The organism is Arthrobacter sp. GW460-12-1-14-TSB2, assembly GCF_059423525.1.
In genome coordinates this window covers 19,004-43,840 of the sequence record NZ_JBWKYC010000026.1, presented here as the reverse complement: position 1 = coordinate 43,840, position 24,837 = coordinate 19,004, and the positions used below count along the sequence as shown (strand labels likewise).

Here is a 24,837-nt window from a genome sequence, read left to right as displayed (position 1 = left end):
CCCCCGGCGTCGTTTTTTCATGGCACCGGCCTAGGAGTTGTAGCCCAGCGGGTTGTTCTTCTGCCAGCGCCAGTGGTCCTCGCACATCTGGTCCACGGTCTTGGTGGTGGACCAGCTCAGGTCGGCCAAGGCGGAGGTGGCATCGGCCCAGAAAGCGGGGAGATCGCCCGCCCGGCGGCCGGTGATCTCGTAGGGAAGGTCGTGGCCCACGGCCTTTTCGAAAGAACGCAGTACCTCCAGCACCGACGATCCCTTTCCGGAGCCAAGGTTCCAACGGAACACGCCTGTGCGGTCAGCCACGTGGTTCAGCGCTGCAACGTGGCCTTCGGCAAGGTCCACGACGTGGATGTAGTCACGCAGGCACGTGCCGTCAGGGGTGTCGTAGTCGCCGCCGAACACCATCAGCTTTTCGCGTCGGCCCACGGCGACCTGGGCGATGAACGGCACCAGGTTGTTGGGGATGCCCTGGGGGTCTTCGCCGATCCGGCCGGACGGGTGTGCTCCCACCGGGTTGAAGTAGCGCAGGAGCGCGATGTGCCACCGGCTGTCCGCGGCACCGAGGTCCGACAGGATGTCCTCGATCTGTTCCTTGGTCCGGCCGTACGGGTTGTTGGCGCCGATTTCCATCTTTTCGACGTACGGAATGGGGTTGTGCTCGCCATACACCGTGGCTGAGGAGCTGAACACGAGGGAACGGACGTCGTACCGGTCCATCACCCGGATCAGGTTCAGTGTGCCCACCAGGTTGTTGTAGTAGTACTTCAGCGGCTCCCGGACGGATTCTCCCACCGCTTTGAGGCCGGCGAAGTGGATCACGGCGTCGATCCGGTCCCGGGCGAAGACGGCATCGACAGCCGGCTCGTCCACGAGGTCGACGTTGTGGAACACCGCTTCCTTGCCGCTGAGCTCGGCTACGCGGCGCAGCGACTCCTCGCTTGAATTGACCAGGTTGTCGATGACCACCACCTCATGGCCGGCTTCCTGAAGGGACAGAACTGTGTGCGACCCGATGTAGCCGGTGCCGCCCGTAACCAGAATTCTCATGGGCTCAACGCTATCCCACTTCGCCGGGCTTCCGCCCGTGTTGCCCACAACTTGGCGGCACAACTGTGCTAAATAATAAGGGTGCCCAAAATTGTTGATGCCGCAGCCCGGCGACAGGAAGTTGTCATAGCAGTTTTCAGGATCATCGCGACGGACGGGCTGGAACGGGCCTCACTGCGCGAAGTGGCCGACGAAGCCGGGCTGGCGGTGGGTTCCGTCCGCCATTACTTCTCCAGCAGCGACGAGCTCCTGGCCCATTCCTTCGGCGTTGCGGTCGACAGGATCACCGGAAGGCTGGACGAGGCCCGGGAGAACCTCAGCCGGCTGGTCCCCGGCACTGCGGAGCACCGGGAGGGAGTGTTAACCCTGCTGGGCCAGTTCCTTCCCCTGGATGAGGAACGGGCGGTGGACGCGTGCGTCTGGATGGCGTTCAAAAACGCAGCCCGGATCAAGCCCTTCCTCGCCGCCGAGGCCGACCGCAGCCACCGGGCCGTGGCCGCCGTTGTCGGTTGGCTGGTCATGGAACTGCGGGCGCCCGGGGAGGCAATGGACGGCGACGGCCACCTGGGCCTGGTGACCGAAGCGGAGCGGCTGCTGGCTACCTTGGACGGACTGACGATGCATGCTTTGCTGCAGCCGGAATGGATGACTGCCGAAATGTGCAGGGACGTCCTGTCGTCCCACCTGCACAGCCTTGGACAGTCTGAAACCAGCCATTAACGTCAGTAGTCAACAGGATTAGACTGGGACAGTAAACAAGCCAAGGGAGGCCATTCGGATGCACCAAACAGGCGGTCCTGGCTGGCGAATCACCATGGACACTTCAGGTCCCATGCTCATCGCACTTTACGTTCGCGACGCCGCCGGCCTCGACAGTGCCGGGCGTCCGGCACTGTGTCACATGGCACCGAAGATCCGTCCGGTGGACCACACCAACCTCACGTCCGAAGTGGGCGGGATCAGCGCGCTGAAGACTGAATGGGAGGCCTGGTGGGAGCAACTGCTCAAGGCGCACCCGCAAATGACCCCCGACGTGACGCCTCCGGACTTTGAGGCTTTTGGCAACTCTCCGGCACTCCAGCGCGTGCTGCAGGCGCATTTCGGTTCGGCGCTGACGTGGGCGCGGGAGCGCCGCGCAGAATACGCGGAGCTGGAAGCCGAACGGGAGGCCAGCGGCGCCCCGCAGCTCTTGGGCGACATGGTGGAGGACCGGCTGCTGGAGGTGGGCCGCGGTTCGCGGGACTTCAACCTGACCATCGTCGAACTTCCATTGACGGAACCCCGGGCCTGGTACCTCGAGCCGGACAAGATCATCATGAGCAAGGAACTGCTCTCCCAGCCTGAGGTGTTCCGAAGCTACGTCCAGCCCGTCGTGGAACTGCTCGTCTGAGGCTCTAGCGTCAGGGAGTCCCGGTAGCGACCGTGACCCTGACCTGACCGGACAGGGCCTCCGAAGGCTGCCAGCCGTTCCTGGACGCCCGGTCCCAGCTGCGGCCCTCGACGCCGACCGCCGTCACGGACAGCGACTTCGCGTTGGCCACGGCCCACTGCGCCACAGCCCAGGCCTGGCTGCCGCTCGCCTCCAGCACGACGGTGCTGCCGTCGGCCGTCGCCGGGATGTTCCCGAATGCCGCTGCCACTTCGTCAACGACGGCCTGGACATCACCGGCTTCCTCGGGCGATTTGAGGGTGCAATCGAGTGCTGCGGCAGACTGGCCGGTCAGGGCGGAGGCGAAGACCCTTCCCATGTCCTCGTGTTCGGCGTAGGCCTGCGGGTACGCCGAACGCTGGACCTGCTGGGCGGCGGCGGTGATTTCCAGCGACTCGTACTCCGGGATCTTCACCAGGGCGTCGTAGAACGCACCGCTCGAATAATAAGGGTCCATCACCTGTTCCTCGGTGCCCCAGCCCTGCGAGGGACGCTGCTGGAACAGCCCGCGGGAATCCGGCCCGGCATGGTCGCCGTGCCCGATGTTGCGCAGCTTGGATTCCTGCATGGCGGTGGCCAGGGCGATACTCGCCGCCCGCGGCGGCAGCCCCCGGCGCACCGCAACCGCCGTTATCAGGGCCGCGTTGGCCGCCTGGTCGGTGGCCAAGTCGGCTTTGCGGGACCCTGCGACGGCGGTGCACTTTTCGGCAATCAGCGTTTCCGAGCGTTGAATAAAGGCCACGGCCGTGTAAACGCCGCCGGCAATAAGTGCCAGAGCCAGCCCCAGGACTAGCAGGCGGCGCAGGCCACGTCTCCGTGACACGAAGTTACTCCCTCACGCCCTGGACGGGCCGGTTGACTTCTGCGGGCGGACGGAATCAGTTGGCGTGGAGTGCCTCATTGAGTTCCACGGTCTGGCCCTTGCGGGGGAGTACCTCCACCGCGCCGGTCGAGGAATTCCGGCGGAACAGCAGGTTGGGCACGCCGGAGAGCTCAACGGCCTTCACCACCCGGGTGGTGTCCTCGCCGTCGGCATCCTTGGGCCCGACCACGCGGACGCGGGTCCCGGCCGTGACGTACAGGCCGGCTTCCACCACCGAGTCGTCGCCGATGCTGATTCCGACGCCGGAGTTGGCGCCCAGCAGCACACGTTCGCCGAGGGAGATCTTTTCCTTGCCGCCGCCCGAGAGGGTGCCCATGATGGAGGCCCCGCCGCCGACGTCAGTGCCGTCACCGGTTACAACGCCCGCAGAAATGCGGCCTTCCACCATGGAGGTGCCCAGGGTGCCGGCGTTGAAGTTCACGAAGCCCTCGTGCATGACCGTGGTGCCTTCGGCGAGGTAGGCGCCAAGGCGGACGCGGTCGGCGTCGGCGATCCTGACCCCTGCGGGCACCACGTAGTCCACCATGCGCGGGAACTTGTCCACGCCGTAGACAGTCACGGCTCCGCGTTTACGCAGCTTGGCCCGGGTCAGCTCGAAGCCGTCTACGGCGGCCGGGCCGAAGTTCGTCCAGACGACATTGGGGAGCTTGCCGAAGATGCCGTCCAGGTTGATGGTGTTGGGCTGGACCAGCCGGTGCGAAAGCAGGTGCAGTCGGAGGTAGGCGTCCGCGGTGTCGGCGGGGGCTTCGTCAAGGTGAACCTGGACGAAAACAACCTGCTGCTCGGTGCCGCGGTCGGCGTCGCTGCCGGCTGCGGCGATCTCGGCAAGCACGGGATCCGCGCTCTCCACATTCCGGAGGCTGTCCGCTGCGGTTCCGAGGGACGGCGCGGGGAACCAGACGTCCAGCACGGTGGCCTCGCCGTTGCGGGTGGAAATGGTGGCCACACCGTAGCCGTAGGCGGAGCGGGCGTCGGCGGACGCGGAATTGTCAGCGGGCACGGCGGAAGCAGCAGCGGTTTCAGTCATGCCCCCAGTCTATCGAGAGGGAGGCTCAGGTCTCGAACTAGACTGTCATCGTGACTGCTCAAACTGCCTCTGTCCGCCTGGATCTCCGCCAGGACGTCGCCCTCCTCACCGCTGCGCTTATCGACATCAACAGTGTCTCGGCCAACGAGAAGGAGCTGGCCGACGCCGTCGAACATGCCCTGCGGAAGATTCCGCAGCTTACCGTGGTCCGCGACGGCGACTCCATCATTGCCCGGACCGCACTTGGCCGCACTGAGCGCGTCATCCTGGCCGGACACCTGGATACGGTGCCACTCCCCACCACCGAAGGGGCCCTCGGCACCGTCCCCTCGTTCTGGCCGTCCGGCGCGCCGGGGGAAGGGCTGCTGTATGGCCGCGGCACTACGGACATGAAGGGCGGCGTCGCGGTGCAGCTGGCGCTGGCGGCCACCATGTTCGACGGCGGCGCGGAGCCGGGCAAGGACGTCACCTTCGTGTTTTACGACCACGAGGAAGTGGAAGCGGTGAAGAGCGGCCTCGGGCGGCTGGTGCGCAACCACGGCGGCCTCCTGGACGGCGACTTTGCCATACTGCTCGAGCCGACGCACGGAACGGTGGAGGGCGGGTGCAACGGCACCATGCGGTTCGAGGCAACCACCATCGGTGAAGCAGCACACTCCGCCCGGGCCTGGATGGGAAGCAACGCCATCCATGCCGCCGCACCCATCCTCGCGAGGCTGGCAGCCTACGAACCGGCCACCATCAACGTGGACGGCCTGGACTACCGGGAAAGCCTCAACGCGGTGAAGATCAACGGAGGCACGGCCGGCAACGTCATCCCTGACCGCTGCGTGGTGGAAATCAACTACCGCTTCGCTCCGGACAAGACTCCGGATCAAGCCGAAGCCCACGTCCGCGAACTCCTCGACGGGTTCGATGTGGTCAAGACCGACAGCGCGGCCGGTGCGCGGCCGGGGCTGAACCATCCGGCTGCCGCATCCTTCGTGGCCGCTGTCGGTGCCGAGCCCAAGCCGAAGTACGGCTGGACCGACGTCGCGCGTTTCAGCGAGCTGGGTATTCCCGCGGTCAACTTCGGCCCGGGCGATCCCTTGCTGGCGCATAAGGACAACGAGCACGTTGACGCTGACGCGGTCCGTGAATGCCTGAGGGCGCTCCGGACGTGGCTGGCCAACTAGGCGGACAACGTCCCTGCCAAAGCAGGAAGGCCCTGATCCTTTGATCAGGGCCTTCCTGGTTCTCGCGTTCGTTACTGCTATTTCACTTCGGCTTCAATCGGCTCAGGCTCCGCTTTGGCCACGCCGCCGGCGGCCTTCTTGGAGCCGCGGCGTTCAATCCAGACTGCGATGCGCGAAACGCAGATGTTGATCGCAATGTAGATCGCAGCGGCTACGAAGAATATCGGGAACAGGAACTGCGTTCCCAGGAAGTCGGCCATGACCTGCACTGCCCGGAGCAGCTCACCGTACGCGACGATGTAACCCAGGGACGTATCCTTCAGCAGCACCACGAGCTGGGCCACGAGCGAAGGCATCATCCGGCGGACGGCCTGCGGCAGCTCAATGATCATGCGGGACTGGAAACTTGTCAGGCCAATGGTGAGGCCCGCTTCACGTTGCCCCTTGGGCAGGGACTGGATGCCGGCGCGGATGATCTCCGCAAAGACAGCCGCGTTGTAGAGGACCAGGCCGGCCACCACTGCGATGAATTGGTTGGTGCCAAAGACCAGCAGGACGAAGAACATCATCAGGACCACGGGCATGCCGCGCAGGAATTCCAGCACGATCCGGGTGGGAATCCGGATCGCGGCGAGGTCGGAAATCCGAAGCAGGCACACCAACAGTCCCAGAGGGAACGCAATGACGGCGGCCACAGCGGCAGCGCTGAGGGTGGCGCCGATGCCGTTGCCGAGCAGCGTCCAGACGTCCGCGCGGGTGAAGATGGCCCAGCGGCGTCCCTCGAAGATGCCCTGCTGCGCCAGCGTACTGACGATCCACGCTAACAGGCCAAGGATCAGCAGGGACCCGACTACGGAACCGATCAGTGAGACCCGGCGGGCTTTTGGCCCAGGGACGTCGTACAGAACTGAGCTCATCGGGCGATCGCCACCTTTCGTTCGACGGTGCTCGCCAGGATGCCCAGCGGAACAGTGATCAGCAGGTAGAAGAATGCCACTCCGAGGAGAACGGCCAGGACCTGGTCGCCATTGGAATTGGCCAGCTGGCGGCCGTAACCGAACAGCTCCAGAACGAAGAAGGCGCCGGCAACGGAGGAGTTTTTCACGAGCGCGATCAGGATGTTGATCAACGGCGGGATCACCGTCCGCAGTGCCTGCGGGAGAATGATCAGGGAAAGCACCTGGCCGAATTTCATGCCAATGCTGCGTGCTGCTTCGGCCTGGCCGACGGGAACGCTGTTGACACCGGAGCGTACGGCTTCCGCGATGAAGGCCGCCGTGTAGGCACTCAGGGCAATGATGGCCGCCACCTCAAACTGCTCGAATTTCACGCCGAGCCGGGGCAGGACGATCGCGGCAAAGAAGAAAGCAATGGTCAGGGGGGTGTTCCGCAGGATCTCCACATAGGCCATGCTGAAGCCGCGGAGGGCAGCAACAGGGGAAACACGGGCCGCGGCCAGCACGGTTCCCAGCAGGAGGGCGATGACTCCGGACACGGCGGACAGGAACAGGGTTCGGAGAAAGCCTTCCCAGTAAAGTGGCAGGTTTTCGATGATGACGTCCATAACATCCTTTGGCTGTGTGTCGCGGACGGGAGCGAAGATGGGAGCGGCGGTTGCCGGAGGCGCGGTACGCGGACTCCGGCAACCGCCGGCGCTATTTAGTAACGGTTGATGGCCGGGAGTTCCGGAGCCGTCTTGATGACGGCGCCGGCGGTGGCTTCCCATGCCTTCTTGTAGGAGCCGTCCTTCGCGAATTCTTCCAGCTGGTCGTTGATCCAGTTGCGGAAGACGGTGTCGTCCTTCTTCAGGCCGATGCCGTAGGGCTCCTTGGTGAAGGTCTCATCCGAGGCCAGCTTGAAGGCGTCAGGTTCCTTGTCCACGAAGCCGGCAAGGATCACGTTGTCGGTGGTGATGGCTTCCACCTGCTTGTTGCGCAGCGGTTCGAGGCAGGCAGAGTATGTGGCTGCGGGAACGAGTTCTGCTCCGTACTTCTCCACGATGGTGCCGGCAGGGGTGGAACCGGTCACGGAACAGACCTTCTTGCCCTTGACGTCCTCGGGCTTCTTGATGGTGTCGTTGTCCTTGTTAACCATGAGCGCCTGGCCGGCCTCGTAGTACGGCCCGGCAAAGCTAACGACCTGCTTGCGCTTGTCGTTGATGGTGTACGTGGCGATGACCAGATCCACCTTGCCCTGTTCGATGAAGGGCTCGCGGTTGGCCGAGACAGTCTCCGACCATTCGATCTTGTCCGCAGCAATGCCCAGCTTGGCGGCAATCAGCTTGCCCATCTCGACGTCAAAACCGATGGGCTTGCCGTCAAGGCCGACCTGGCCGAACAGCGGCTGGTCGAACTTGGTGCCGATCTTGATGGTGCCGGCAGAGGAGAGCTTCGCCATGGTGCTGCCAGCTGCGAAGGTGGGCTTCTCGGCGACCGTGGGGTTGCTGGTGGTGCCGGTGCCGCCGCCGCCGCAAGCGCTCAATGTCAGAGCGAGGGCTGCTGATGCTGCAACCACAAAGGACTTTCGTCGGGTCAAAAATGCCTTCATGACATTACCTTTCATTGGCGGCCACTGTGGTGGCCTGGGTGCGAACTGAGTAGGTGCGGTCTCGGGGAATCAGTGGGTGAGGAGCTTGGAGAGGAAGTCCTTGGCGCGGTTGCTCTGCGGGTTCGTGAAGAACTCCTCAGGCGTCGCGTCCTCGACGATCTGGCCGTCGGCCATGAACACCACGCGGTCGGCGGCCTTGCGGGCGAAGCCCATCTCGTGGGTGACCACGATCATGGTCATGCCTTCCTTGGCCAGCTGGATCATGACGTCAAGGACTTCATTGATCATTTCCGGGTCAAGCGCGGAAGTGGGCTCATCGAAGAGCATGACCTTCGGCTTCATGGCAAGGGCCCGGGCAATCGCCACGCGCTGCTGCTGGCCGCCGGAAAGCTGCGCCGGGAGCTTGGGTGCCTGGTGTCCCACGCCGACACGCTCCAGGAGCGCCATGGCGTCCTTGTCCGCCTGCGCCTTGGGCACACCCTTGACCTTGATGGGCCCCAGGGTGACGTTTTCCAGGATCGTTTTGTGGGCGAAGAGGTTGAAGGACTGGAACACCATGCCGACGTCGGCACGCAGCTTGGCGAGTTCCTTGCCTTCCTCCGGGAGCTCCTTGCCGTCGATGGCAATCTTGCCGTCGTCGATGGTCTCCAGGCGGTTGATGGCCCGGCAGAGTGTGGACTTACCGGAACCGGAGGGTCCGATGACCACAACAACTTCGCCCTTGCGGACGTTCAGGTTGATGTCCTTGAGTACGTGCAGCTGGCCGTAGTGCTTATTCACGGCTTTCAGGGAGACGAGAGCTTCGCCGGGCACTTGAGTAGTCATAAGAGAGAATCTAGCGAACATTAGCGGGATATGACGGCAATCACTCCAACTTCCTGCAGATCGTGATTCAAGAGATACCTGCAGGTCAGGGCCCCGGGTAGCCTCTGCAACAGGATCGGACGCGCCGGACAGTCTGGCTTGGAGAACCGCGCTAGCCTTGGTGGATGAGTACCGATCCGCAGCCTTCTCCAACTCCAGTACCTCCCATTGCCACCCGTCACAAGGGTCCGCTGGAGCTGCGTCGAAAGCAGGCGGCAGTGGAGATGTCGGACCAGCACCTGCTGGACACGAAGGGGCCCGGCCAGTTTGTCCACACTGACCCGTGGCGGGTCCTCAGAATCCAGAGTGAGTTCGTGGAAGGCTTCGGTGCGCTCGCGGACCTCGGGCCCGCCGTCAGCGTGTTCGGCTCCGCACGCACCAAGCCGGGCTCCGTCTACTACGAACTGGGCGTTGAGGTGGGCCGCAAACTGGCCGAAGCCGGGGTGGCCGTCATTACCGGCGGCGGACCGGGCTCCATGGAGGCTGCCAACAAAGGCGCCGTCCAGGGCAACGGTGTATCCGTGGGTCTCGGTATTGAGCTTCCGTTCGAGCAGGGACTCAACCAGTGGGTGGACCTCGGGATCAACTTCCGCTACTTCTTCGCGCGGAAGACCATGTTCGTGAAGTATGCCCAGGGATTCATTGTGCTGCCTGGCGGCCTTGGCACCCTGGACGAACTCTTCGAGGCGATGGTTTTGGTCCAGACGCGGAAGGTCACGTCCTTCCCCATAGTCCTCCTGGGCACCGCTTTCTGGGGGCCCATGCTCGACTGGATCAGGGGCACCCTGGTGGAAGACGGCATGATTTCCGAGAAGGACCTCGGCCTTATCCAGGTAGTCGATGAGCCGGCGCACGCGGTGGACCTCGTTATCCACGGTGCCATCCGGCCGCCGCAAGGCAGCGGCACGGGCAACGGCACTGGCGGGCCGAACGGCAACCAGCGGCCGGAATAGCGGCCGCCCCGGCGTCTGGCACGATGGATCCTGTGAGTTTCTTCCTGATCTTCCTCGCCATCGCTTTGATCGGCGCCGCGCTCTTCTTCGGAGCAGATTTTACGTCCGGCATATTCCGGCGCCGGCATTCCGGAGGCCCCGCGCTGTTGGACGGATTCGACGAGCCCGTGGCCTCACTGCCGCCGGTGCTGCTTCCTGCCGACGCTGCACCGGCCGACGTCGACCGGATCCGGTTTGCTTTGGGCCTGCGAGGCTACCGCATGGACCAGGTTGACCAGGTGCTGGATGAACTCCGTGACCAGTTGGCCGCCAAGGACCGCGAAATTGAGCGGTTGCGGGCGGAACTGCGCGCGCCGGCACAGCCGGGGGAGAGCAGGCCTTGAGCAGACCGGGCACTTCCGCGGACCGGGCGGGGCCGGACCGAACCCTGGGACTGAACGGCCTGGTGCGAACCAAAGTTGCGTCCGCCGCCGCGCGTGCCGGCACGTGGCGGTGGTGGGCACAGGTGGCAGGCGTCTACGTTGCTGCACGGATCGTCAGTGCCTGCATCTTCATGGCGGCCGCCCTGCACCAAGGCGTCAACCCGTGGTTCCCCGCGGAACCCGACTACTGGAACTTCATCAATATCTGGGATGCCCGCTGGTATGGCGAGGTGCTCCGGAACGGATATCCGAGCCAGCTCCCCGTGGACGAAAGCGGAAACGTCCAGGAGAACGCCTGGGCTTTCTACGGGCTGTTTCCGATGCTGGGGCGGGCGTTGTCGGCCATGACGGGCCTGGACCCCGCACTTGCCCTCACATTCATCGCAATGGCATCCGGGCTGGGGGCCGCCCTGGTGGTGTACTGCCTCTTCCGGCAGAAAGCCGGCCACCGCACGGCCATGTGGGCAGTGGTTTTCTTTTCCACCTTCCCCGTCGCCGCAGTGCTCCAGGTTCCCTATGCCGAATCGCTGAACCTCCTGCTGCTGGCGTCGGCACTCCTCCTGGTGATGCAACGGCGGTACCTGTGGGCCATGCCGGTAGTGCTCCTCATGTGTCTTTCCAGGCCAACGGGGGTTCCGTTCGCAGCGATGGTGTGCGGGCTGCTCGCGACCCGGCTGTGGCTGCGGAACCGTCCTGCCGCCCCGGGCAGTCCGGCGGCACAGCACAGTGGTCGGGACCTCGCGGCGTTGGCGGGCCTGGCCGCAGTCAGCGGACTCAGTGCCCTGATCTGGCCTGCCATCGCGTGGGCAGTGACCGGCGATCCCGCCGCCTATACCAATACGGAAACCGTCTGGCGCGGCCACGACCTCGTGCCGTTCAAGCCCTGGTTCGACACTGGAATCCAGCTTTTTGGACCTGTGCTGGGTGTCCTGGCTCCCTTTGTCTTTGTCGCCGTCTTCGGGCTTGCCATGACGTCCCCGCCCGTGGTGGCGCTGGGTGCTGAGCTGCGGCTCTGGTGCGTCTGCTACATGGGCTATCTGCTCGTGTTCCTGCACCCCCAGACCAGCACTTTCCGCATGCTGCTGCCGCTGTTTCCGCTGGCCTTGGGCGCAGCCCTGCTGTCCCGATCCCGGGCATACCGCGGGACTGTGGTCACCATGTTCGTGCTGCTCCAGATTGTCTGGATCGTCTGGCTGTGGGCCTGGGCCGAACTGCCCGGCGGGGGAGACTATCCGCCGTGAGACGTCCGTGAGCCGGTCCGCGGAACTATGACGCACGGCACAGTCGGCCGCAATTTTCCAAGCGATGAAGAAAATCCATCAATTAGCTACAGGCGGGTAATTACAGGATAATAGGGGTTAAGCATGAACAAATTGCATTCAGAACTGTTCAGCCATGGCGGTAGCTGCTAGGCCGCCATGGGGCTTGATTGACGACGCGGCCACAGCCCGCCCGGGCTGGTAGGTCCTGGGACTATTGGAGGGGATTTTCCTCATGGCGGCTATGAAACCACGCACCGGCGACGGCCCTATGGAAGTAACCAAAGAGGGCCGCAGCTTGATTATGCGTGTGCCGCTCGAAGGCGGGGGGCGGCTTGTGGTCGAACTCAACGCGGCGGAGGCGGCAAACCTTAAGGAATGCCTCGTCGGCGTTACCGAATAGATTTGCTGGGGCGGGGTCCGCGGCCGTAAGGCTGCGGGCCCCGCCTTATTTTTTAACCGCTACCAGCAGCCCGTCGCCGGTGGGCAGCATTGCTGAAGCCAGGCGGTCGTCGTCGCGGATGGATTTGCCCACCTGACGCAGCACCACCGTGGTGGAATCCCGGGCAGCCGGGTTGGCCACGCGGTCCTTGTCCAAGGCGTCGTTGATAATCAGCAGCCCGCCGCGCTTGAGCAGCCGGATGGCTTGTTCGACATACCCGGGGATGCCCGGCTTGTCCGCGTCAACGAACACCAGGTCGTACGCGCTGTCGGTCAGCCGCGGCAGGACGTCGCCGGCGCGGCCGGAAATAGTGCGGGTGCGGTTGGCGGGGCTTCCCGCTTCCTGGAATGCCTCCCGCGCAGCCCTGAGGTGTTCAACATCCACATCGATGGTGGTCAGGACCGCCTGGGGGCCGAGCCCGCGGAGCAGGCAGACGCCGGACACGCCCGCGCCGGTTCCGATTTCCACCGCTGTCTGTGCCTTGGACGCCGCAGCCAGCACGGTAAGCACCGCTCCCACGCCCGGTCCCACCGGAGTCACGCCCAGCTCAAAGGAACGCTCCCGAGCATGCAGCAATACTTCATCCTCGGCAGGCAGATCTTCTGCATAGGACCAGCTCGTGGACTTATCGGCGCTCATGAGGATTCGCTTTCTGGGCGGCAAGGGGATTGTTCCTATCAGCGTACTGTGTCAGGGGGTGCCGGGCCCGGAGGTGGCGAGTCGGCAGGCTGTGGCTTCCGGCCGATGTGACGGGAACCACCCTGTTACGGGGTCCGGGGGCGCGCGTCGTTCCGCCCAAGGCTGAAGCCCTGCAATAGTCAGGAAATTCCCAGCCAACTTTGAAATGATTGGAATCCGCTCATCCAGGAGGTGATCGGCGCCGAAGCACTGGTGTCAGCACCATCCAGGCGTTAGTTCCATCCACGAGGGGAGTGGACGATGTCAGCATCAGTTGTGGCACCTGTCCCGGCAATTGAAGATTCAGTGGCCCAGCCGGACACCGAGTGGGTCAGGCCAACCTGGGAGGAAGTGGTCACGAACCACTCCGCCAAGGTATACCGCCTTGCCTACCGCTTAACCGGCAACAAGTACGACGCCGAGGACCTCACCCAGGAGGTGTTCGTCCGGGTATTCCGGTCCTTGGAGAACTTCAAGCCCGGTACGCTCGACGGTTGGCTGCACCGGATCACCACCAACCTCTTCCTGGACCAGGCGCGGCGCAAGAGCCGCATCCGCTTCGATGCCCTCGCTGACGACGCCGAATCGCGGTTGCCAGGCCGCGAGCCCGGTCCGGAACAGAGCTTTGAATTCAACAACCTGGACCTCGACGTGCAGGCCGCCCTCGAAGAACTGCCGCCTGACTTCCGGGCCGCCGTCGTGCTTTGTGACCTTGAGGGCCTGTCCTACGACGAGGTGGCCGAGGCCCTGGGCGTCAAGCTCGGAACCGTGCGGTCCCGCATCCATCGCGGCCGTACCATGCTCCGCGAAAAGCTGGCGCACCGTGATCCCAGGACCAGGCAATCCCTCAAGCCGCGGCTCAAGCTGCCGCGCATCGCCGGCATCCTCTGATCGGCTCCATGGGTCAGCTGAGAAACCTGCTGCGGTGCCTGGGAGGCAACTGTGCGCGCGGAATCCTGCCGCGCAGCAAGCGCGGCCGCAGCTCAAAGCACATAGAATCCTGCCCGGAATGCACGTCGCTTCAGTGGCGTGAGCGCCAGTATCTTGAGCGCCTGCGCAGCGCGGCCATCCCCGCTGCAAGCGAGGACTTCACTGCCAGGCTGTTGGCCAGGACGCAGCAGCTCGCGTCCGCGCCGGGCGGTACGGCCGCCGGCCATGCCGTGCGCCGAAGCACGCCCGCAGGGTTCCCGGCGCTACGCGCACTGGGCCTGGCGGCGGGCGGGGCCCTGGCCGCGGCCGGAGTGGTCACCGGCGCTGCCTACTTCGTGGCCGGTGACCCCCGGCCCGTCGCCGACGGCACCCCTGCAACGTGGTCCCGGCAGCACGAGGCCGCTTTCGGACTTCAACCGCCGGCCGGCAGTGCTTCCCCCGGGTCCGCCGGAATGCTGACATCCACAGACCTTGAGGGACTCCGCACGCAGGGATGGTCGTGCCCGGAGCTTCGCGACATGGGGTTCCACGTCCTTTGGGCGCGGCATGAAACCGTCGCCGGACAGGCAGTCCTGGAACTGCGGCTCACTGACGGGACACACTTTGCCACAGTCCTCGAACAGCACTCGCGGCCGGCACCCGCTGACGGCGCACAACCAACCGTGCCGCTGTCATCACCCACGAACATTTTGACCGGCCGTCCTGCCGAGGTCGACGGGTTCGTGCGTTCGCCTGGGGCCTCTGGGGCCGCTGCGGCAGGCGGGGCGGTATGGATCAATGCTTCTGCCCCGTGGCGGGCCATTTACCAGGCTCCGGGCGTGACCTTCACCTACATCTCGGATCTGCCTGCTGACTCCGCCGATGATGGCGTGGCAGAACTGGTTCGCTCGGGTTCCACCACCTCAGTGCGCAGCCCCGAGGTCCCCGCGACCGGAACGGCCGGCAGCGCCGCGCCCGGCACGGAAAGCGTGCCTGCCGGGGAAGGCCTGCCCGATAGGCTGCAGCGCGGCCTGGGGCGCATCGTGGAGCTGTTTACGCCATGAGCCGGCCGCCCGGAGCAGCCGCCGGTGTGCGCTCCGCGTCAGAATCGTCACCACTGTGCCGGAGAGGGTAATCTTCCTAAGGTGTTTGGAATCAACGGTCCGGAGTTTCTTCTTCTGCTGATCATCGGGGTCCTGGTGATCGGCCCCAGCCGGCTGCCCGAATACACCCAGAAACTGGCGAACCTGGTCAAGGAAGTCCGCCGGATGGCGTCCGGCGCACGGGAGCAGATCAAGGACGAAGTCGGCATCGACATCGACGAGGTCGACTGGAAGAAATACGATCCCCGCCAGTACGATCCGCGCCGGATCATCAAGGAAGCCCTGCTCGACGACGACACCAAGCCTGTCAGTGCCGGGGCGCCGGCTGCGGTCGCGGCAGTTGCCTCTGCCGCCGCGGCATCCTATGCGGAAGAGCGGCCGGCGCGCGTCATCGAACGGCTGCCCGAGGGCGAGCCTGCCCCCTTCGACTCCGAGGCCACGTAGGGCCCGGATTTCGACAGGCCCAATCACCCGGGGACAGGCTCCATCACCGGGGCTGGAGGCCCAGCTTCATACCCGTCAGGCCCCGCGGCCTTGCAGCCAGCTTGTCCGCAATCCCCGTCAGCGCCTTGGCCGCCGGGGTCTCGGGACGGCCCAGCACGATCGGTTCGCCGGCGTCGCCGCCCTCGCGCAACAGGATATCCAGGGGAATCTGGCCCAAAAGCGGCACATCCGCGCCGACGGTCGCGGTCAGGCGCTCGGCGAGGACAGCGCCGCCGCCGCTGCCAAACAATTCCATTCTGCCGCCGTCGGGCATTTCCAGGTAGGACATGTTCTCCACAATCCCGGCCACGGACTGGCCCGTCTGGGTGGCGATGGCACCAGCCCGCTCGGCGACGTCGGCGGCAGCGGCCTGCGGTGTGGTCACCACCAGGATCTGCGCCTTCGGAAGCAGCTGCGCCACGGAGATGGCGATGTCCCCCGTGCCCGGAGGCAGGTCGAGGAACAGCGCGTCCAGGTCGCCGAAATAGACGTCGGTGAGGAACTGCTCAAGGGCTCGATGGAGCATCGGCCCGCGCCACGCCACCGGCTGGTTGCCCTTGACGAACATGCCGATGGAAATAACCTTCACCCCGTACGCGACCGGCGGCAGGATCATGTCATCCACGCGGGTGGGGGCCTGGTCGATGCCCATCAGCGCGGGGACCGAGAACCCGTACACGTCGGCGTCGATGATGCCGACGCGCAGCCCCTGGGCAGCCATGGCGCAGGCGAGATTCACCGTGACGGAGGACTTGCCCACCCCGCCCTTGCCGCTGGCAACAGCAAACACCTTCGTGAGGGATCCGGGCTGGTTGAACGGGATGCCGCGCTGGCCGCCCGGTCCGCGGAGTTTTTCCTTCAACGCGTCCCGCTGCTCCTGCGTCATCACTCTGAGCTCGACGTCGACCGCCGTCACTCCGGGGACCGCGGACAGCGCGGCCTCGGAGTCCGCGGTGATGGTGCCGCGCAGCGGACAACCGGAAATGGTGAGCAGCACGACGAGCCGGACCCGGCCGTCGTCGGCGATGTCCACGGACTCCACCATGCCAAGTTCGGTGATGGGGCGCCGCAGTTCGGGGTCGATGACAGTGGCCAGTGCAGCGTCCACTGCCTGGGCCAGGGGGGTGCTCATGCAGTCAGTGCTCAGCTTTCGGGGGAATTGAGGTGCGCGGGAGTGCCAGGGTGGTCCGGCTTGACCTTGGGGATCTGCTGGGTCCGCGGGTTGCGCTGTTTGTCGCGGCGTTCCTTCAGCTTCTCCTTGAGTTTGTCCTTCGGCGACTCGTGGCTGCCGGCGCCGGACGGATCATGGGTGCGGAGTTCCTCCTGCGCCTCCAGCATGTCCTCGAGCAGGCTGCGCAGCTCGGCGCGGACGTAGTCGCGTGTGGCGACCTCGCGGAGCGCGATGCGCAGGGAGGCCAGCTCCCTGGTGAGGTACTCGGTGTCGGAGAGGTTGCGTTCAGCGCGCTGCCGGTCCTGCTGGAGGGACACGCGGTCGCGGTCATCCTGCCGGTTCTGGGCCAATAGCAGCAGCGGGGCCGCATAGGAGGCCTGGAGGGACAGCATCAGAGTAAGCAGGGTGTAGCCCAGGGCCTGCGAGTCGAACTGCCAGGCCTCGGGCGCGAAAGTATTCCAGACCAGCCAGAAGACGCAGAAGATCGTCATGTAGACCAGGAAGGTCGGCGTGCCCATAAAACGGGCAAAGCCTTCCGTGGCGTGGCCGAACGCGTCGGGATTCGGCGAAAACTTGGGAAGAATGCGCTGGCGCCCGCTGAGCGGCGTATCCAGGCCAGCGGATGTCTTGGCTCCGGGACGGTGGGAGGAGTTCCGGGGTGAGCTGAGATCAGCCAATGCGGCCTCCAAGTTTCCTTATCGGGGCGTCATCATCGTGGGCGCGCCAGTCGTCCGGCAGCAGGTGGTCAAGCACGTCATCAACAGTCACCGCCCCCACGAGGCGTCCGTCCTCGTTGACGACCGGGAGTGAGTTCAGGTTGTAGGTGGCCAGGGTGCGGGCCACCTCGCTGATGTGAGCCTGGTCCGACACAGGTTCCAGGTTCTTGTCCACCAGATTTCCGAGCGGTTCAGGCGGCGGGTAGCGAAGGAGCTGCTGGATGTGGACCACGCCAAGGAACCGCCCCGTGGGCGTTTCCAGCGGCGGACGGGCAATGAAGATCGACGACGCGAGCGCCGGTGAGAGCTCCTCGCGCCGGACGTGGGCCAGGGCTTCGGCCACCGTGGCCTCAGGAGGGAGGATCACCGGGACAGGCGTCATGAGTCCACCGGCGGTGTCCTCGTCGTACTCCAGGAGGCGCCGGACGTCCTCGGCCCCTTCGGGTTCCATGAGCTGGAGCAGTTCCTCTGCCTGTGCCGAGGGGAGTTCGGCGAGGAGGTCGGCGGCGTCGTCCGGATCCATCTCTTCGAGGACGTCGGCGGCGCGGTTGACGTCGAGGGCGGAGAGGATTTCCACCTGGTCGCCTTCGGGCATCTCCTGCAGGACGTCGGCGAGCCGTTCATCCTGAAGTTCGCTGGCCACTTCGAAGCGGCGTTTGTCGCTCATCTCCTGCAGCGCTTCGGCGAAGTCGGCCGGTTTCAGGTCCTCGTGCGTGGCCACGAACTGGGTGGCGGCCTGGGGCTCCGTCCTGGCGCCCTGCAGGGCATCCGCCCAGTCGATGATCATGGTCTCGTTGCGGCGGAGCCGGCTCAGCGGCGAGAGGGAGTGGCCGCGGCGCACGAACAGTTTGCTGACGAACCAGTCGCCGGAACGGTGCCGGTCCATGGCGATGTCCTCGATGGTGGCGTCGCCGCTGCCGTCCGCCAGGGTCACGCGGCGGTCGAACATTTCGGCCACCACCAGGGTTTCGGCGCCGCGCTGTTCGAAGCGGCGCAGGTTCACCAGGCCGGTGCAGATGACCTGGGTCTGGTCGATTGAAGTAATCCTGGTCATGGGGACGAACACCCGCTTCTTGCCGGGTACTTCCACCACGATGCCCACCACGTGGGGGGCGCCCCGAGTGCCGCGGGAGAGCACCACGACATCGCGCAGCCTGCCCAGCCGGTCGCCCAGGGGGTCGAAGACATCCAGTCCGAGAAGGCGCGCAACAAACACCCGCGAAAGATTTGTGCTCACTTGTACAGGCTACCGAGTCTGCTCTCTTTTAGCTGAATTTCAGCCTGCACACAGCCGGATGGGCAAGAATGGAGGTATGTCAAACATTTTTGGTGCTCCCAAGGCCGGTGTCCCGAACGGGCCGGATGAATTCCGCACGGTTCCGGCCGGGGACACCGTCGGTTCGTATAACTCCTACTTGGACGCCCAGAAGGCGGTGGACTACCTCGCGGACCAGCAGTTCCCCGTCCAGCTGGTGTCCATCGTGGGCAACGACCTGAAAATGGTGGAGCGCGTCACCGGGCGGCTGAGCTACCCGCGGGTCGCTCTGTCGGGCGCATTGAGCGGCATGTGGTTCGGCTTGTTTGTCGGCGTGATGCTGTCCTTCTTCTCGCCGACCGGCGGCTACTTCTCGATTGTGACCTCGGTGCTCATGGGTGCGGCGTTCTTTATGCTCTTCGGCATTGTCACCTACGCAACGCAGCGCGGGAAGCGTGACTTCACGTCAACGAGCCAGGTGGTGGCCACGAACTACGACGTCGTGGTGGCCTTCGAGGCTTCCCACGAGGCACGGCGCATGCTGCAGCAGCTGCCCATGACCCCGTCGGACGCGTCTGCAGGGTCTGCTTCCTATGGCCAGGGGGGCTATCAGAACCAGCCCTTCCAGCAGCCCGGGCACCAGCACGGTCCGCAGCAGGGGCCCCAGCGGCCCGCGGGTTGGAACGACCCCTACGGCCAGCGGACCCCGGAGGCAGGGAACCAGCCGGCCGCGGGCGCCCACGCGACATCCGGAGCGGTCAGCCAAGGTCCGCAGCCCCCTTCCGAGGAACACCCGCAGCACGCGGCCGCGCCGACGCCCGCGGTGCGCTACCCGGACCTCCCTGACGGCCGGCCGCAGTACGGGGTGCGCGTGACCGACGCGCCTACGCCTGAAGGCGGCGCCAAACGTGAGCCCGCCGAGGGCAACACTCAGCAATAACGCGAACACCAAAGGCCTCCGTCCGGACGATCCGGACGGAGGCCTTTGTGTTTCCGATTTACGGCTTTCCGGGGCTACGCGTGGTCGGCTTCCTGATAGATGCCCGCCATCCAGGACTCGACGTCGTCGGCCTTGCGGGGGAGGGCGGCACTGAGGTTGACGGGACCGTCGGCCGTCATCAGGATGTCGTCCTCGATCCGGACGCCGATGCCGCGGTACTCCGCGGGAATTGCGAGATCCTCGTTCTTGAAGTACAGGCCGGGTTCGATGGTGAACACCATGCCCGGAGTGAGGACGCCGTCCAGGTAAAGCTCACGCTTGGCCTGGGCGCAGTCATGCACGTCGAGGCCCAGGTGGTGGCTGGTGCCGTGCGGCATCCAGCGGCGGTGCTGCTGGCCCTCGGGGCTGATGGCCTCCTCGACGGACACGGGCAGCAGGCCCCATTCGGCAAGGCGTTCGGCCAGGACCGTGGTGGCGGCTGTGTGGATGTCACGGAACTTGGTGCCGGGGCGGGCTGCGGCGAAGCCGGCGTCCGCTGCGTCCAGGACGGCTTCGTACACCTTCCGCTGGATGTCGCTGAACGTGCCGTTGGCGGGCAGGGTGCGGGTGACGTCGGCGGTGTAGAGGGAATCAGCCTCAACACCTGCATCCAGCAGCAGCAGTTCGCCGGCGTTGACCTTTCCCGTGTTCCGCGTCCAGTGCAGCACAGTGGCGTTGTTGCCCGAAGCCGCGATCGTGTCATAGCCGAGCTCGTTGCCCTCTTCCCGGGCACGGGCGAAGAAGGCACCTTCGACTACCCGCTCGCCGCGCTGATGCGTCAGTGCGCGGGGCAGCGCCTTGACCACCTCGGCAAACCCTTCCACCGTGGCGGCCACGGCAATTTTCATTTGCTCGATTTCCCACGGGTCCTTGAGCAGGCGGAGCTCGGAGAGGGCTTCCGTGAGCTTCTCGTCGAGGGCATCCAGCACGCCCAGGTCCAGGTTGTCCGGGTCCTTGGCCGTGTTGTAGCGGGCCGTGTCCACGAGGGCGTCGATGTTGTCATCCACCTTGCGCACCAGCCGGATGGAAATGCCGCCGATTTCGGGGGCGCCCACGTTCTTGGTGATGGCGAGTTCGAGCTGGTCGATGTGCGCCGTGGCGAGGCCCAGCCTCCGCTCGAACTCCGCGAGCGTGGGGCGGGCGCCGATCCAGAATTCGCCGGAGCGGGAGTCTGCATAGAACTGTTCGGTGTCCCGGCCGGCCAGGGGCCGGAAGTACAGAGTGGCGCGGTGGTTTCCGCCGTCGTCGCCCGTACCTTCCGGCACCGGTTCCAGAATGAGCACGGCGTCGGGCTCGTGGTCCAGGCCCAGGCCGGTCAGGTGCGCGAAACCGGAGTGGGGGCGGAAACGGTAGTCGCAGTCATTGGAGCGGACCTTCAGGGGCCCGGCGGGGACCACCAGGCGTTCGCCTTTGAACAGGCCCGAAATGGCGCGACGCCGGGCCGCGGCGTGGTCGGCCACGACATCCCGATCGGGGAGCTCCTGTGCCGAGGGCGCCCAGTTGCTGGCCATAAAGGCTTTGAAGGCGTCGGAGCTGGGCCGCTGCGAGCGGTTGTTGACGCGCTCTTCGAGGGGCTGGGTGGCTGTAGTTTCACCGTTGTAGGTGTTATCTGCATCGTTCACGGTCCCATCGTCTCACCAGCTGCGTGGCCGGGGCCACCGAACACTGCACCGCACACTGCACGCACACCGCACCGGCCGCCCACGGCGGGCATCTACTAGGCTGGGCAGGTGAAGATTGATCTGCATGCGCACTCGAACGTTTCCGACGGCACGGAGGCGCCCGCAGCGGTGATGGCGTCCGCCGCGGCAGCAGGCCTGGACGTGGTGGCCCTGACCGACCACGATTCCACTGACGGCTGGGCCGAGGCGTCCCTCGCGGCCCGGGCCGAAGGGATTGCGCTCGTGCCCGGCATGGAAGTGTCCTGCCGGACCGAGGAAGGCATCAGCGTCCATCTCCTCAGTTATCTCCATGACCCGTCGCACCCGGGCCTGCTGGAGGAAATCACCAAGGCCAAGGACGCGCGCCTCACCCGGGCCGAACGCATGGTCACCCTCCTGGCCGAGGACTACCCGCTGAGCTGGGACGACGTCATCCACCACGTAGCACCCGGCGCAACGCTCGGCCGGCCGCACATAGCCGACGCCCTGGTGGCCGCCGGAGTGGTCGCGGACAGGACCGAAGCCTTCGCCTCGATCCTGACCTCCCATTCCCGGTATTACGTCCAGCACTACGCCCCGGATCCGGCTGTCGCCGTGGCCCTGGTCCGGGCGGCGGGCGGCGTGCCGGTGTTCGCCCACCCGGTGGCGTCCGCACGCGGCCGCGTGGTGGGCAGGCGCACCTACCTGGAAATGATCGATGCAGGCCTGGCCGGATTGGAGATCGAGCACCGCGACAACCCGGAAGACGGCCGGGCCTACCTCCGGGCGCTTGCGGAGGAGCATGGCCTGCTGGTCACGGGCTCATCCGACTACCACGGCACCGGCAAGCCGAACCTGCTGGGCGAGAACCTGACCTCGCCCGAGGTCTTGGCGAGGATCGAAGAGCAGGCGACCGGAACCGCCGTCGTACGTCCTTGAACTGTATGCCCGACTGACTGGCAGTTAACGCTGTGAAATCGGCGGATGACGACGTTAAGTGCGAGTCAGTTGGGCGGGAAGGACGTGAACGTCGCGTGGGCGCTGAGGCGCTTGGCCATCACGTCGATGGCGGGCTGGTTCTGGTCCACGCAGACGAATTTCCGGCCAAGTTTGGCGGCCACCGCACCCAGGGTGCCGGAGCCAGCGAAGAAGTCCAGGCACCAGTCGCCCGGCCGGCTTGAAGCGGCCACGACGCGGCGGATCAGGCCCTCGGGCTTCTGCGTCGGGTAGCCGGTCTTTTCCTTGCCGGTGGGGGAGACGATGGTGTGCCACCAGACGTCCGTGGGCAGCTTGCCGAGCTCCCGCTTTTCCGGAGTCACCAGCCCCGGCGCCATGTATGGTTCGCGGTCCACTTCAGCGCTGTCGAAGTGGTACTTGGCCGGGTTTTTGACGTACACCAGGATGTTGTCGTGCTTGGTGGGCCAGCGGAACTTGGCACGGGCGCCGTAGTCGTAAGCCCAGATGATTTCGTTCAGGAAGCATTCGCGGCCAAAAATGGCGTCCAGCATCACCTTGGCGTAATGCACTTCCCGGTAGTCCAGGTGAAGGTAGAGGGTGCCGTCGTCGGCCAGCAGCCGCCACGCTTCCACGAGCCTCGGTTCCAGGAACGACCAGTAGTCACTGAAGGCGTCGTCGTATTTGTGCAGGGCGCCTTTGATCGTGTCATAGGAGCGGCCCTTGAAACCCACGCGGTCGCCGCCGCCGTCCGCGTTCCGCACCATGGTGGTCTGCTGCCGGCTCTGGGCGCGGCCGGTGTTGAACGGCGGGTCGACGTAGATGAGTGTGAAGGCGCCGTCCGGCAGCGTGGGGAGGTACTCGGCGTTATCCGCGTGTACCACCAGGTTGCTGCCGTCCGGCGCCCAGACGGTGTCAGTCATTGAGGGGTTTAGGCCTCAGTGTTGCCGTGGTGCGCGCCGTCCTGCGCTGCAGTTCCGCCGCCCACCACTTCGCCGTTGCGGCGGCGGGTGCGGGTGCGGCGGCGGGCGCGGGTGGCCCGGTCAACCTCGGCGGGCGCCGCAGCTGCCACCGGGGCTGCCACCGGGGCCGCCTCGGCAGCGGGAGCGGCTGCTGAACTGCTGTCGGAGGAACGACGGCGGCGGTCACCTGAGCGTGAGCCCTCGCGTCCGGCGCTGTCCCGGCTGCCGCCGGCGTCGCTGCGGCGGGAATCGCGTCCGCCGGAGCGGCTGCCGTCCCGTCCGCCGCCGGTGCTTCCGCCACGGGCGGTGTCCCGTCCGCCGTCCCTTGCGCTGCCGCGCCCGGGTTTCTTGCCGGTCTCGCCCAGGTCCTCGAGGACTTCGGCGTCGACGCCGGCAAGGACGCGCTTGTCGCGGGGCAGGCGGCCCTTGGTGCCTTCGGGGATGTCCAGCTCTTCGTAGAGGTGCGGCGAGGAGGAGTAGGTTTCCACCGGCTCCGGGTAGCTCAGGCCAAGGGCCTTGTTGATGAGGCCCCAGCGCGGCATGTCGTCCCAGTCCACGAACGTCACGGCGGTGCCCTTGTTTCCGGCGCGGCCGGTGCGGCCGACGCGGTGCAGGTAGATCTTTTCGTCCTCGACGCACTGGTAGTTGATCACATGCGTGACGTCGTCGACGTCGATGCCGCGGGCGGCGACGTCGGTGGCCACCAGGACGTCGACCTTGTTGTTCCGGAAGGCGCGCAGCGCCTGCTCGCGGGCGCCTTGGCCGAGGTCGCCGTGGATGGCGGCCGCGGCGAAACCGCGGTCCACCAGTTCCTCGGCCACCTTGGCGGCGGTGCGCTTGGTCTTCGTGAAGATGATCGTGCGGCCGCGTCCGCGGGCCTGCAGGATGCGGGCGACGACCTCGACTTTGTCCATGCTGTGGGCACGGTAGATCAGTTGGCGGATGTCGCGCTTGGTGAGGCCCTCGTCGTCCGGATCAGCAGCACGGATGTGGGTGGGCTGGGTCATGTAGCGGCGCGCCATGGCGATGACCGGGCCGGGCATGGTTGCCGAGAACAGCAGGGTCTGGCGGACGGCCGGGGTTCCCGCGATCAGCGTCTCTACGTCCGGCAGGAAGCCGAGGTCCAGCATTTCGTCGGCCTCGTCGAGGATGACGATTTTGACGTTCTTCAGGCTCAGGTGCTTCTGCTTGTAAAGGTCGATCAGCCGCCCTGGGGTGCCGACAACAACCTCGACGCCCTTCTGCAGCGCCTCCACCTGGGGCTCGTAGGCACGGCCGCCGTAAATGGTGGCAATGCGGGCATTGCGCTTGCGGGCAGCGTTTTCGAGGTCCTTGGCAACCTGGACAGCGAGTTCGCGGGTGGGCACAATCACCAGTGCCTGCGGCGCGCCCGGGACTGCCAACTTGTCGAATCCGGGGTCGTCGCGTCCCACCACGCGCTGCAGCGCGGGGATGCCGAAGCCGAGGGTCTTGCCGGTACCCGTCTTCGCCTGGCCGATGATGTCGTGGCCGGCGAGGGCCACGGGCAGGGTCATCGCCTGGATGGGGAAGGGGTGCGTGATTCCGGCGTCGGCCAGGGACTCGACGATGTCGGCGCGGACGTTGTAGTCGGCGAAGGTTTTTTCTTCAATCTCGTGCGGTTTTTCGTCCGAGATGATGGTCTCTTCCGGCTCGATCGATTCGGTGCCGGTGTCGTCGGTCAGAAGTTGGTGCGTGTGCAATTCACTCACAGGGGAGTTTCCTTATTCATTTGGGCATTGGCGCTGCTTGCTCAACGGGGCCGGCCGCAAGGCCGTTCCGGAGCACGCTCAGGCGCGCAAGCAAATCCAGTGGAAGCCGATCGCGGGCTATCTAAATGCTGGCACTGGGGACCAACGGGTGTATCTCAAGATCGCGTAGGGGCGGGCTTGTTGAATTCAAAAATCATGGAAATCAACGACCG

The 24,837-nt window shown here is 65.6% G+C and carries 26 protein-coding genes; 12 read left to right on the top strand and 14 right to left on the bottom strand.

The genetic code is table 11. The annotated features are described in order from the left end of the window. Window positions 1–30 precede the first annotated feature (30 nt). Complete coding sequence (gene galE / locus AC07YR_RS21065; protein WP_055796729.1) at window positions 31–1,044, bottom strand: UDP-glucose 4-epimerase GalE; 1,014 nt, start codon at window positions 1,042–1,044, stop codon at window positions 31–33. Between the two features lie 81 nt (window positions 1,045–1,125). On the opposite strand from galE, the gene AC07YR_RS21060 reads away from it, so the two are divergent. Beyond that, window positions 1,126–1,764, top strand: a complete 639-nt coding sequence (locus tag AC07YR_RS21060; protein ID WP_494735146.1) for a TetR/AcrR family transcriptional regulator — start codon at window positions 1,126–1,128, stop codon at window positions 1,762–1,764. 58 nt (window positions 1,765–1,822) lie between these two features. Beyond that, a complete protein-coding gene (locus tag AC07YR_RS21055; RefSeq protein ID WP_055796723.1) occupies window positions 1,823–2,434 on the top strand; it encodes a hypothetical protein in 612 nt (203 codons plus the stop codon). Window positions 2,435–2,444: 10 nt separating this feature from the next. Here the strand turns inward: AC07YR_RS21055 and AC07YR_RS21050 are convergent, their stop codons facing one another. Both AC07YR_RS21050 and dapD read right to left on the bottom strand, forming a co-directional pair. Further along, a complete protein-coding gene (locus AC07YR_RS21050) occupies window positions 2,445–3,296 on the bottom strand; it encodes a hypothetical protein (RefSeq protein WP_494735145.1) in 852 nt (283 codons plus the stop codon). 55 nt (window positions 3,297–3,351) lie between these two features. After that, complete coding sequence (dapD, locus tag AC07YR_RS21045; RefSeq protein WP_055796717.1) at window positions 3,352–4,383, bottom strand: 2,3,4,5-tetrahydropyridine-2,6-dicarboxylate N-succinyltransferase; 1,032 nt, start codon at window positions 4,381–4,383, stop codon at window positions 3,352–3,354. Window positions 4,384–4,433: 50 nt separating this feature from the next. Between dapD and dapE the strand changes: the two genes are divergently transcribed. Next, the gene (dapE, locus tag AC07YR_RS21040; RefSeq protein WP_436058129.1) at window positions 4,434–5,558 is read left to right on the top strand and encodes a succinyl-diaminopimelate desuccinylase; all 1,125 of its coding nucleotides are present in this window, start codon (window positions 4,434–4,436) and stop codon (window positions 5,556–5,558) included. 77 nt (window positions 5,559–5,635) lie between these two features. Here the strand turns inward: dapE and AC07YR_RS21035 are convergent, their stop codons facing one another. The 4 genes from AC07YR_RS21035 to AC07YR_RS21020 form a co-directional block, all read right to left on the bottom strand. Next, window positions 5,636–6,475: an amino acid ABC transporter permease gene (locus AC07YR_RS21035; RefSeq protein ID WP_055796711.1), complete on the bottom strand. Its 840-nt coding sequence runs from the start codon at window positions 6,473–6,475 to the stop codon at window positions 5,636–5,638. After that, a complete protein-coding gene (locus AC07YR_RS21030) occupies window positions 6,472–7,122 on the bottom strand; it encodes an amino acid ABC transporter permease (RefSeq protein ID WP_055796710.1) in 651 nt (216 codons plus the stop codon). Before AC07YR_RS21030 ends, AC07YR_RS21035 begins: the two co-directional genes overlap by 4 nt. 95 nt (window positions 7,123–7,217) lie before the next feature. Next, a complete protein-coding gene (locus tag AC07YR_RS21025) occupies window positions 7,218–8,105 on the bottom strand; it encodes a glutamate ABC transporter substrate-binding protein (protein WP_055796707.1) in 888 nt (295 codons plus the stop codon). A gap of 69 nt (window positions 8,106–8,174) precedes the next feature. Further along, complete coding sequence (locus tag AC07YR_RS21020) at window positions 8,175–8,930, bottom strand: amino acid ABC transporter ATP-binding protein (protein ID WP_028269433.1); 756 nt, start codon at window positions 8,928–8,930, stop codon at window positions 8,175–8,177. A 164-nt stretch (window positions 8,931–9,094) separates the two neighbouring features. On the opposite strand from AC07YR_RS21020, the gene AC07YR_RS21015 reads away from it, so the two are divergent. The 4 genes from AC07YR_RS21015 to AC07YR_RS21000 all read left to right on the top strand — a co-directional run bounded on the left by AC07YR_RS21015 (window position 9,095) and on the right by AC07YR_RS21000 (window position 12,006). Beyond that, the gene (locus tag AC07YR_RS21015) at window positions 9,095–9,922 is read left to right on the top strand and encodes an LOG family protein (protein ID WP_055796704.1); all 828 of its coding nucleotides are present in this window, start codon (window positions 9,095–9,097) and stop codon (window positions 9,920–9,922) included. A gap of 23 nt (window positions 9,923–9,945) precedes the next feature. Beyond that, complete coding sequence (locus AC07YR_RS21010; RefSeq protein WP_494735144.1) at window positions 9,946–10,305, top strand: DivIVA domain-containing protein; 360 nt, start codon at window positions 9,946–9,948, stop codon at window positions 10,303–10,305. A gap of 44 nt (window positions 10,306–10,349) precedes the next feature. Continuing rightward, entirely contained in the window at window positions 10,350–11,585 is a 1,236-nt protein-coding gene (locus tag AC07YR_RS21005) for a putative hexosyltransferase (protein ID WP_494735147.1), read from the top strand. A gap of 253 nt (window positions 11,586–11,838) precedes the next feature. Further along, entirely contained in the window at window positions 11,839–12,006 is a 168-nt protein-coding gene (locus tag AC07YR_RS21000; protein ID WP_009357720.1) for a DUF3117 domain-containing protein, read from the top strand. Between the two features lie 45 nt (window positions 12,007–12,051). Here the strand turns inward: AC07YR_RS21000 and AC07YR_RS20995 are convergent, their stop codons facing one another. After that, window positions 12,052–12,684: an O-methyltransferase gene (locus AC07YR_RS20995; RefSeq protein WP_436058127.1), complete on the bottom strand. Its 633-nt coding sequence runs from the start codon at window positions 12,682–12,684 to the stop codon at window positions 12,052–12,054. Window positions 12,685–12,984: 300 nt separating this feature from the next. Between AC07YR_RS20995 and sigE the strand changes: the two genes are divergently transcribed. The 3 genes from sigE (at window position 12,985) to AC07YR_RS20980 (ending at window position 15,179) form a co-directional block, all read left to right on the top strand. Beyond that, a complete protein-coding gene (gene sigE / locus AC07YR_RS20990; RefSeq protein WP_494735143.1) occupies window positions 12,985–13,614 on the top strand; it encodes an RNA polymerase sigma factor SigE in 630 nt (209 codons plus the stop codon). Window positions 13,615–13,622: 8 nt separating this feature from the next. Next, complete coding sequence (locus tag AC07YR_RS20985; RefSeq protein ID WP_494735142.1) at window positions 13,623–14,696, top strand: anti-sigma factor; 1,074 nt, start codon at window positions 13,623–13,625, stop codon at window positions 14,694–14,696. Window positions 14,697–14,777: 81 nt separating this feature from the next. After that, window positions 14,778–15,179 carry a twin-arginine translocase TatA/TatE family subunit gene (locus AC07YR_RS20980; RefSeq protein WP_436058124.1) on the top strand — a complete coding sequence of 134 codons (402 nt, stop codon included), beginning with the start codon at window positions 14,778–14,780 and terminating at the stop codon, window positions 15,177–15,179. A gap of 43 nt (window positions 15,180–15,222) precedes the next feature. Here the strand turns inward: AC07YR_RS20980 and AC07YR_RS20975 are convergent, their stop codons facing one another. From AC07YR_RS20975 to AC07YR_RS20965, 3 genes are read right to left on the bottom strand one after another with little or no spacing between them, the layout of a single operon-like run. Continuing rightward, complete coding sequence (locus tag AC07YR_RS20975) at window positions 15,223–16,350, bottom strand: Mrp/NBP35 family ATP-binding protein (protein ID WP_494735141.1); 1,128 nt, start codon at window positions 16,348–16,350, stop codon at window positions 15,223–15,225. An 11-nt stretch (window positions 16,351–16,361) separates the two neighbouring features. Then, window positions 16,362–17,078 carry a DUF1003 domain-containing protein gene (locus AC07YR_RS20970; protein ID WP_055796687.1) on the bottom strand — a complete coding sequence of 239 codons (717 nt, stop codon included), beginning with the start codon at window positions 17,076–17,078 and terminating at the stop codon, window positions 16,362–16,364. Further along, window positions 17,059–18,342: a magnesium transporter MgtE N-terminal domain-containing protein gene (locus AC07YR_RS20965; protein WP_055796684.1), complete on the bottom strand. Its 1,284-nt coding sequence runs from the start codon at window positions 18,340–18,342 to the stop codon at window positions 17,059–17,061. Before AC07YR_RS20965 ends, AC07YR_RS20970 begins: the two co-directional genes overlap by 20 nt. 76 nt (window positions 18,343–18,418) lie before the next feature. Between AC07YR_RS20965 and AC07YR_RS20960 the strand changes: the two genes are divergently transcribed. Beyond that, a complete protein-coding gene (locus tag AC07YR_RS20960; RefSeq protein ID WP_494735140.1) occupies window positions 18,419–19,300 on the top strand; it encodes a YflT domain-containing protein in 882 nt (293 codons plus the stop codon). 74 nt (window positions 19,301–19,374) lie between these two features. On the opposite strand, the gene AC07YR_RS20955 is transcribed toward AC07YR_RS20960, so the two are convergent. Continuing rightward, complete coding sequence (locus AC07YR_RS20955; RefSeq protein ID WP_494735139.1) at window positions 19,375–20,961, bottom strand: aminopeptidase P family protein; 1,587 nt, start codon at window positions 20,959–20,961, stop codon at window positions 19,375–19,377. Window positions 20,962–21,069: 108 nt separating this feature from the next. Between AC07YR_RS20955 and AC07YR_RS20950 the strand changes: the two genes are divergently transcribed. Further along, window positions 21,070–21,918 (top strand): PHP domain-containing protein, encoded by an 849-nt coding sequence (locus AC07YR_RS20950; protein ID WP_494735138.1) that lies wholly within the window; start codon window positions 21,070–21,072, stop codon window positions 21,916–21,918. Between the two features lie 65 nt (window positions 21,919–21,983). Here AC07YR_RS20950 and AC07YR_RS20945 read toward each other — a convergent pair whose 3' ends face one another. Together AC07YR_RS20945 and AC07YR_RS20940 are read right to left on the bottom strand one after the other, a co-directional pair. Continuing rightward, window positions 21,984–22,856 (bottom strand): DNA-methyltransferase, encoded by an 873-nt coding sequence (locus AC07YR_RS20945; RefSeq protein WP_055796673.1) that lies wholly within the window; start codon window positions 22,854–22,856, stop codon window positions 21,984–21,986. A gap of 8 nt (window positions 22,857–22,864) precedes the next feature. Then, the gene (locus AC07YR_RS20940; RefSeq protein WP_494735137.1) at window positions 22,865–24,625 is read right to left on the bottom strand and encodes a DEAD/DEAH box helicase; all 1,761 of its coding nucleotides are present in this window, start codon (window positions 24,623–24,625) and stop codon (window positions 22,865–22,867) included. Window positions 24,626–24,837: the final 212 nt, after the last annotated feature.

Bases quoted from the DNA above. Each gene is read 5' to 3' on its own strand.
- AC07YR_RS21030 (WP_055796710.1), bottom strand. From the start codon at position 7,122: ATGGACGTCATCATCGAAAACCTGCCACTTTACTGGGAAGGCTTTCTC.
- AC07YR_RS21055 (WP_055796723.1), top strand. From the start codon at position 1,823: ATGCACCAAACAGGCGGTCCTGGCTGGCGAATCACCATGGACACTTCA.
- AC07YR_RS21010 (WP_494735144.1), top strand. From the start codon at position 9,946: ATGGATCCTGTGAGTTTCTTCCTGATCTTCCTCGCCATCGCTTTGATC.
- AC07YR_RS20995 (WP_436058127.1), bottom strand. From the start codon at position 12,684: ATGAGCGCCGATAAGTCCACGAGCTGGTCCTATGCAGAAGATCTGCCT.
- AC07YR_RS21015 (WP_055796704.1), top strand. From the start codon at position 9,095: ATGAGTACCGATCCGCAGCCTTCTCCAACTCCAGTACCTCCCATTGCC.
- sigE (WP_494735143.1), top strand. From the start codon at position 12,985: ATGTCAGCATCAGTTGTGGCACCTGTCCCGGCAATTGAAGATTCAGTG.
- AC07YR_RS20975 (WP_494735141.1), bottom strand. From the start codon at position 16,350: ATGAGCACCCCCCTGGCCCAGGCAGTGGACGCTGCACTGGCCACTGTC.
- dapD (WP_055796717.1), bottom strand. From the start codon at position 4,383: ATGACTGAAACCGCTGCTGCTTCCGCCGTGCCCGCTGACAATTCCGCG.
- galE (WP_055796729.1), bottom strand. From the start codon at position 1,044: ATGAGAATTCTGGTTACGGGCGGCACCGGCTACATCGGGTCGCACACA.
- AC07YR_RS20960 (WP_494735140.1), top strand. From the start codon at position 18,419: ATGTCAAACATTTTTGGTGCTCCCAAGGCCGGTGTCCCGAACGGGCCG.
- AC07YR_RS20945 (WP_055796673.1), bottom strand. From the start codon at position 22,856: ATGACTGACACCGTCTGGGCGCCGGACGGCAGCAACCTGGTGGTACAC.
- AC07YR_RS21000 (WP_009357720.1), top strand. From the start codon at position 11,839: ATGGCGGCTATGAAACCACGCACCGGCGACGGCCCTATGGAAGTAACC.
- AC07YR_RS21035 (WP_055796711.1), bottom strand. From the start codon at position 6,475: ATGAGCTCAGTTCTGTACGACGTCCCTGGGCCAAAAGCCCGCCGGGTC.
- AC07YR_RS21020 (WP_028269433.1), bottom strand. From the start codon at position 8,930: ATGACTACTCAAGTGCCCGGCGAAGCTCTCGTCTCCCTGAAAGCCGTG.
- AC07YR_RS21025 (WP_055796707.1), bottom strand. From the start codon at position 8,105: ATGAAGGCATTTTTGACCCGACGAAAGTCCTTTGTGGTTGCAGCATCA.
- AC07YR_RS20985 (WP_494735142.1), top strand. From the start codon at position 13,623: ATGGGTCAGCTGAGAAACCTGCTGCGGTGCCTGGGAGGCAACTGTGCG.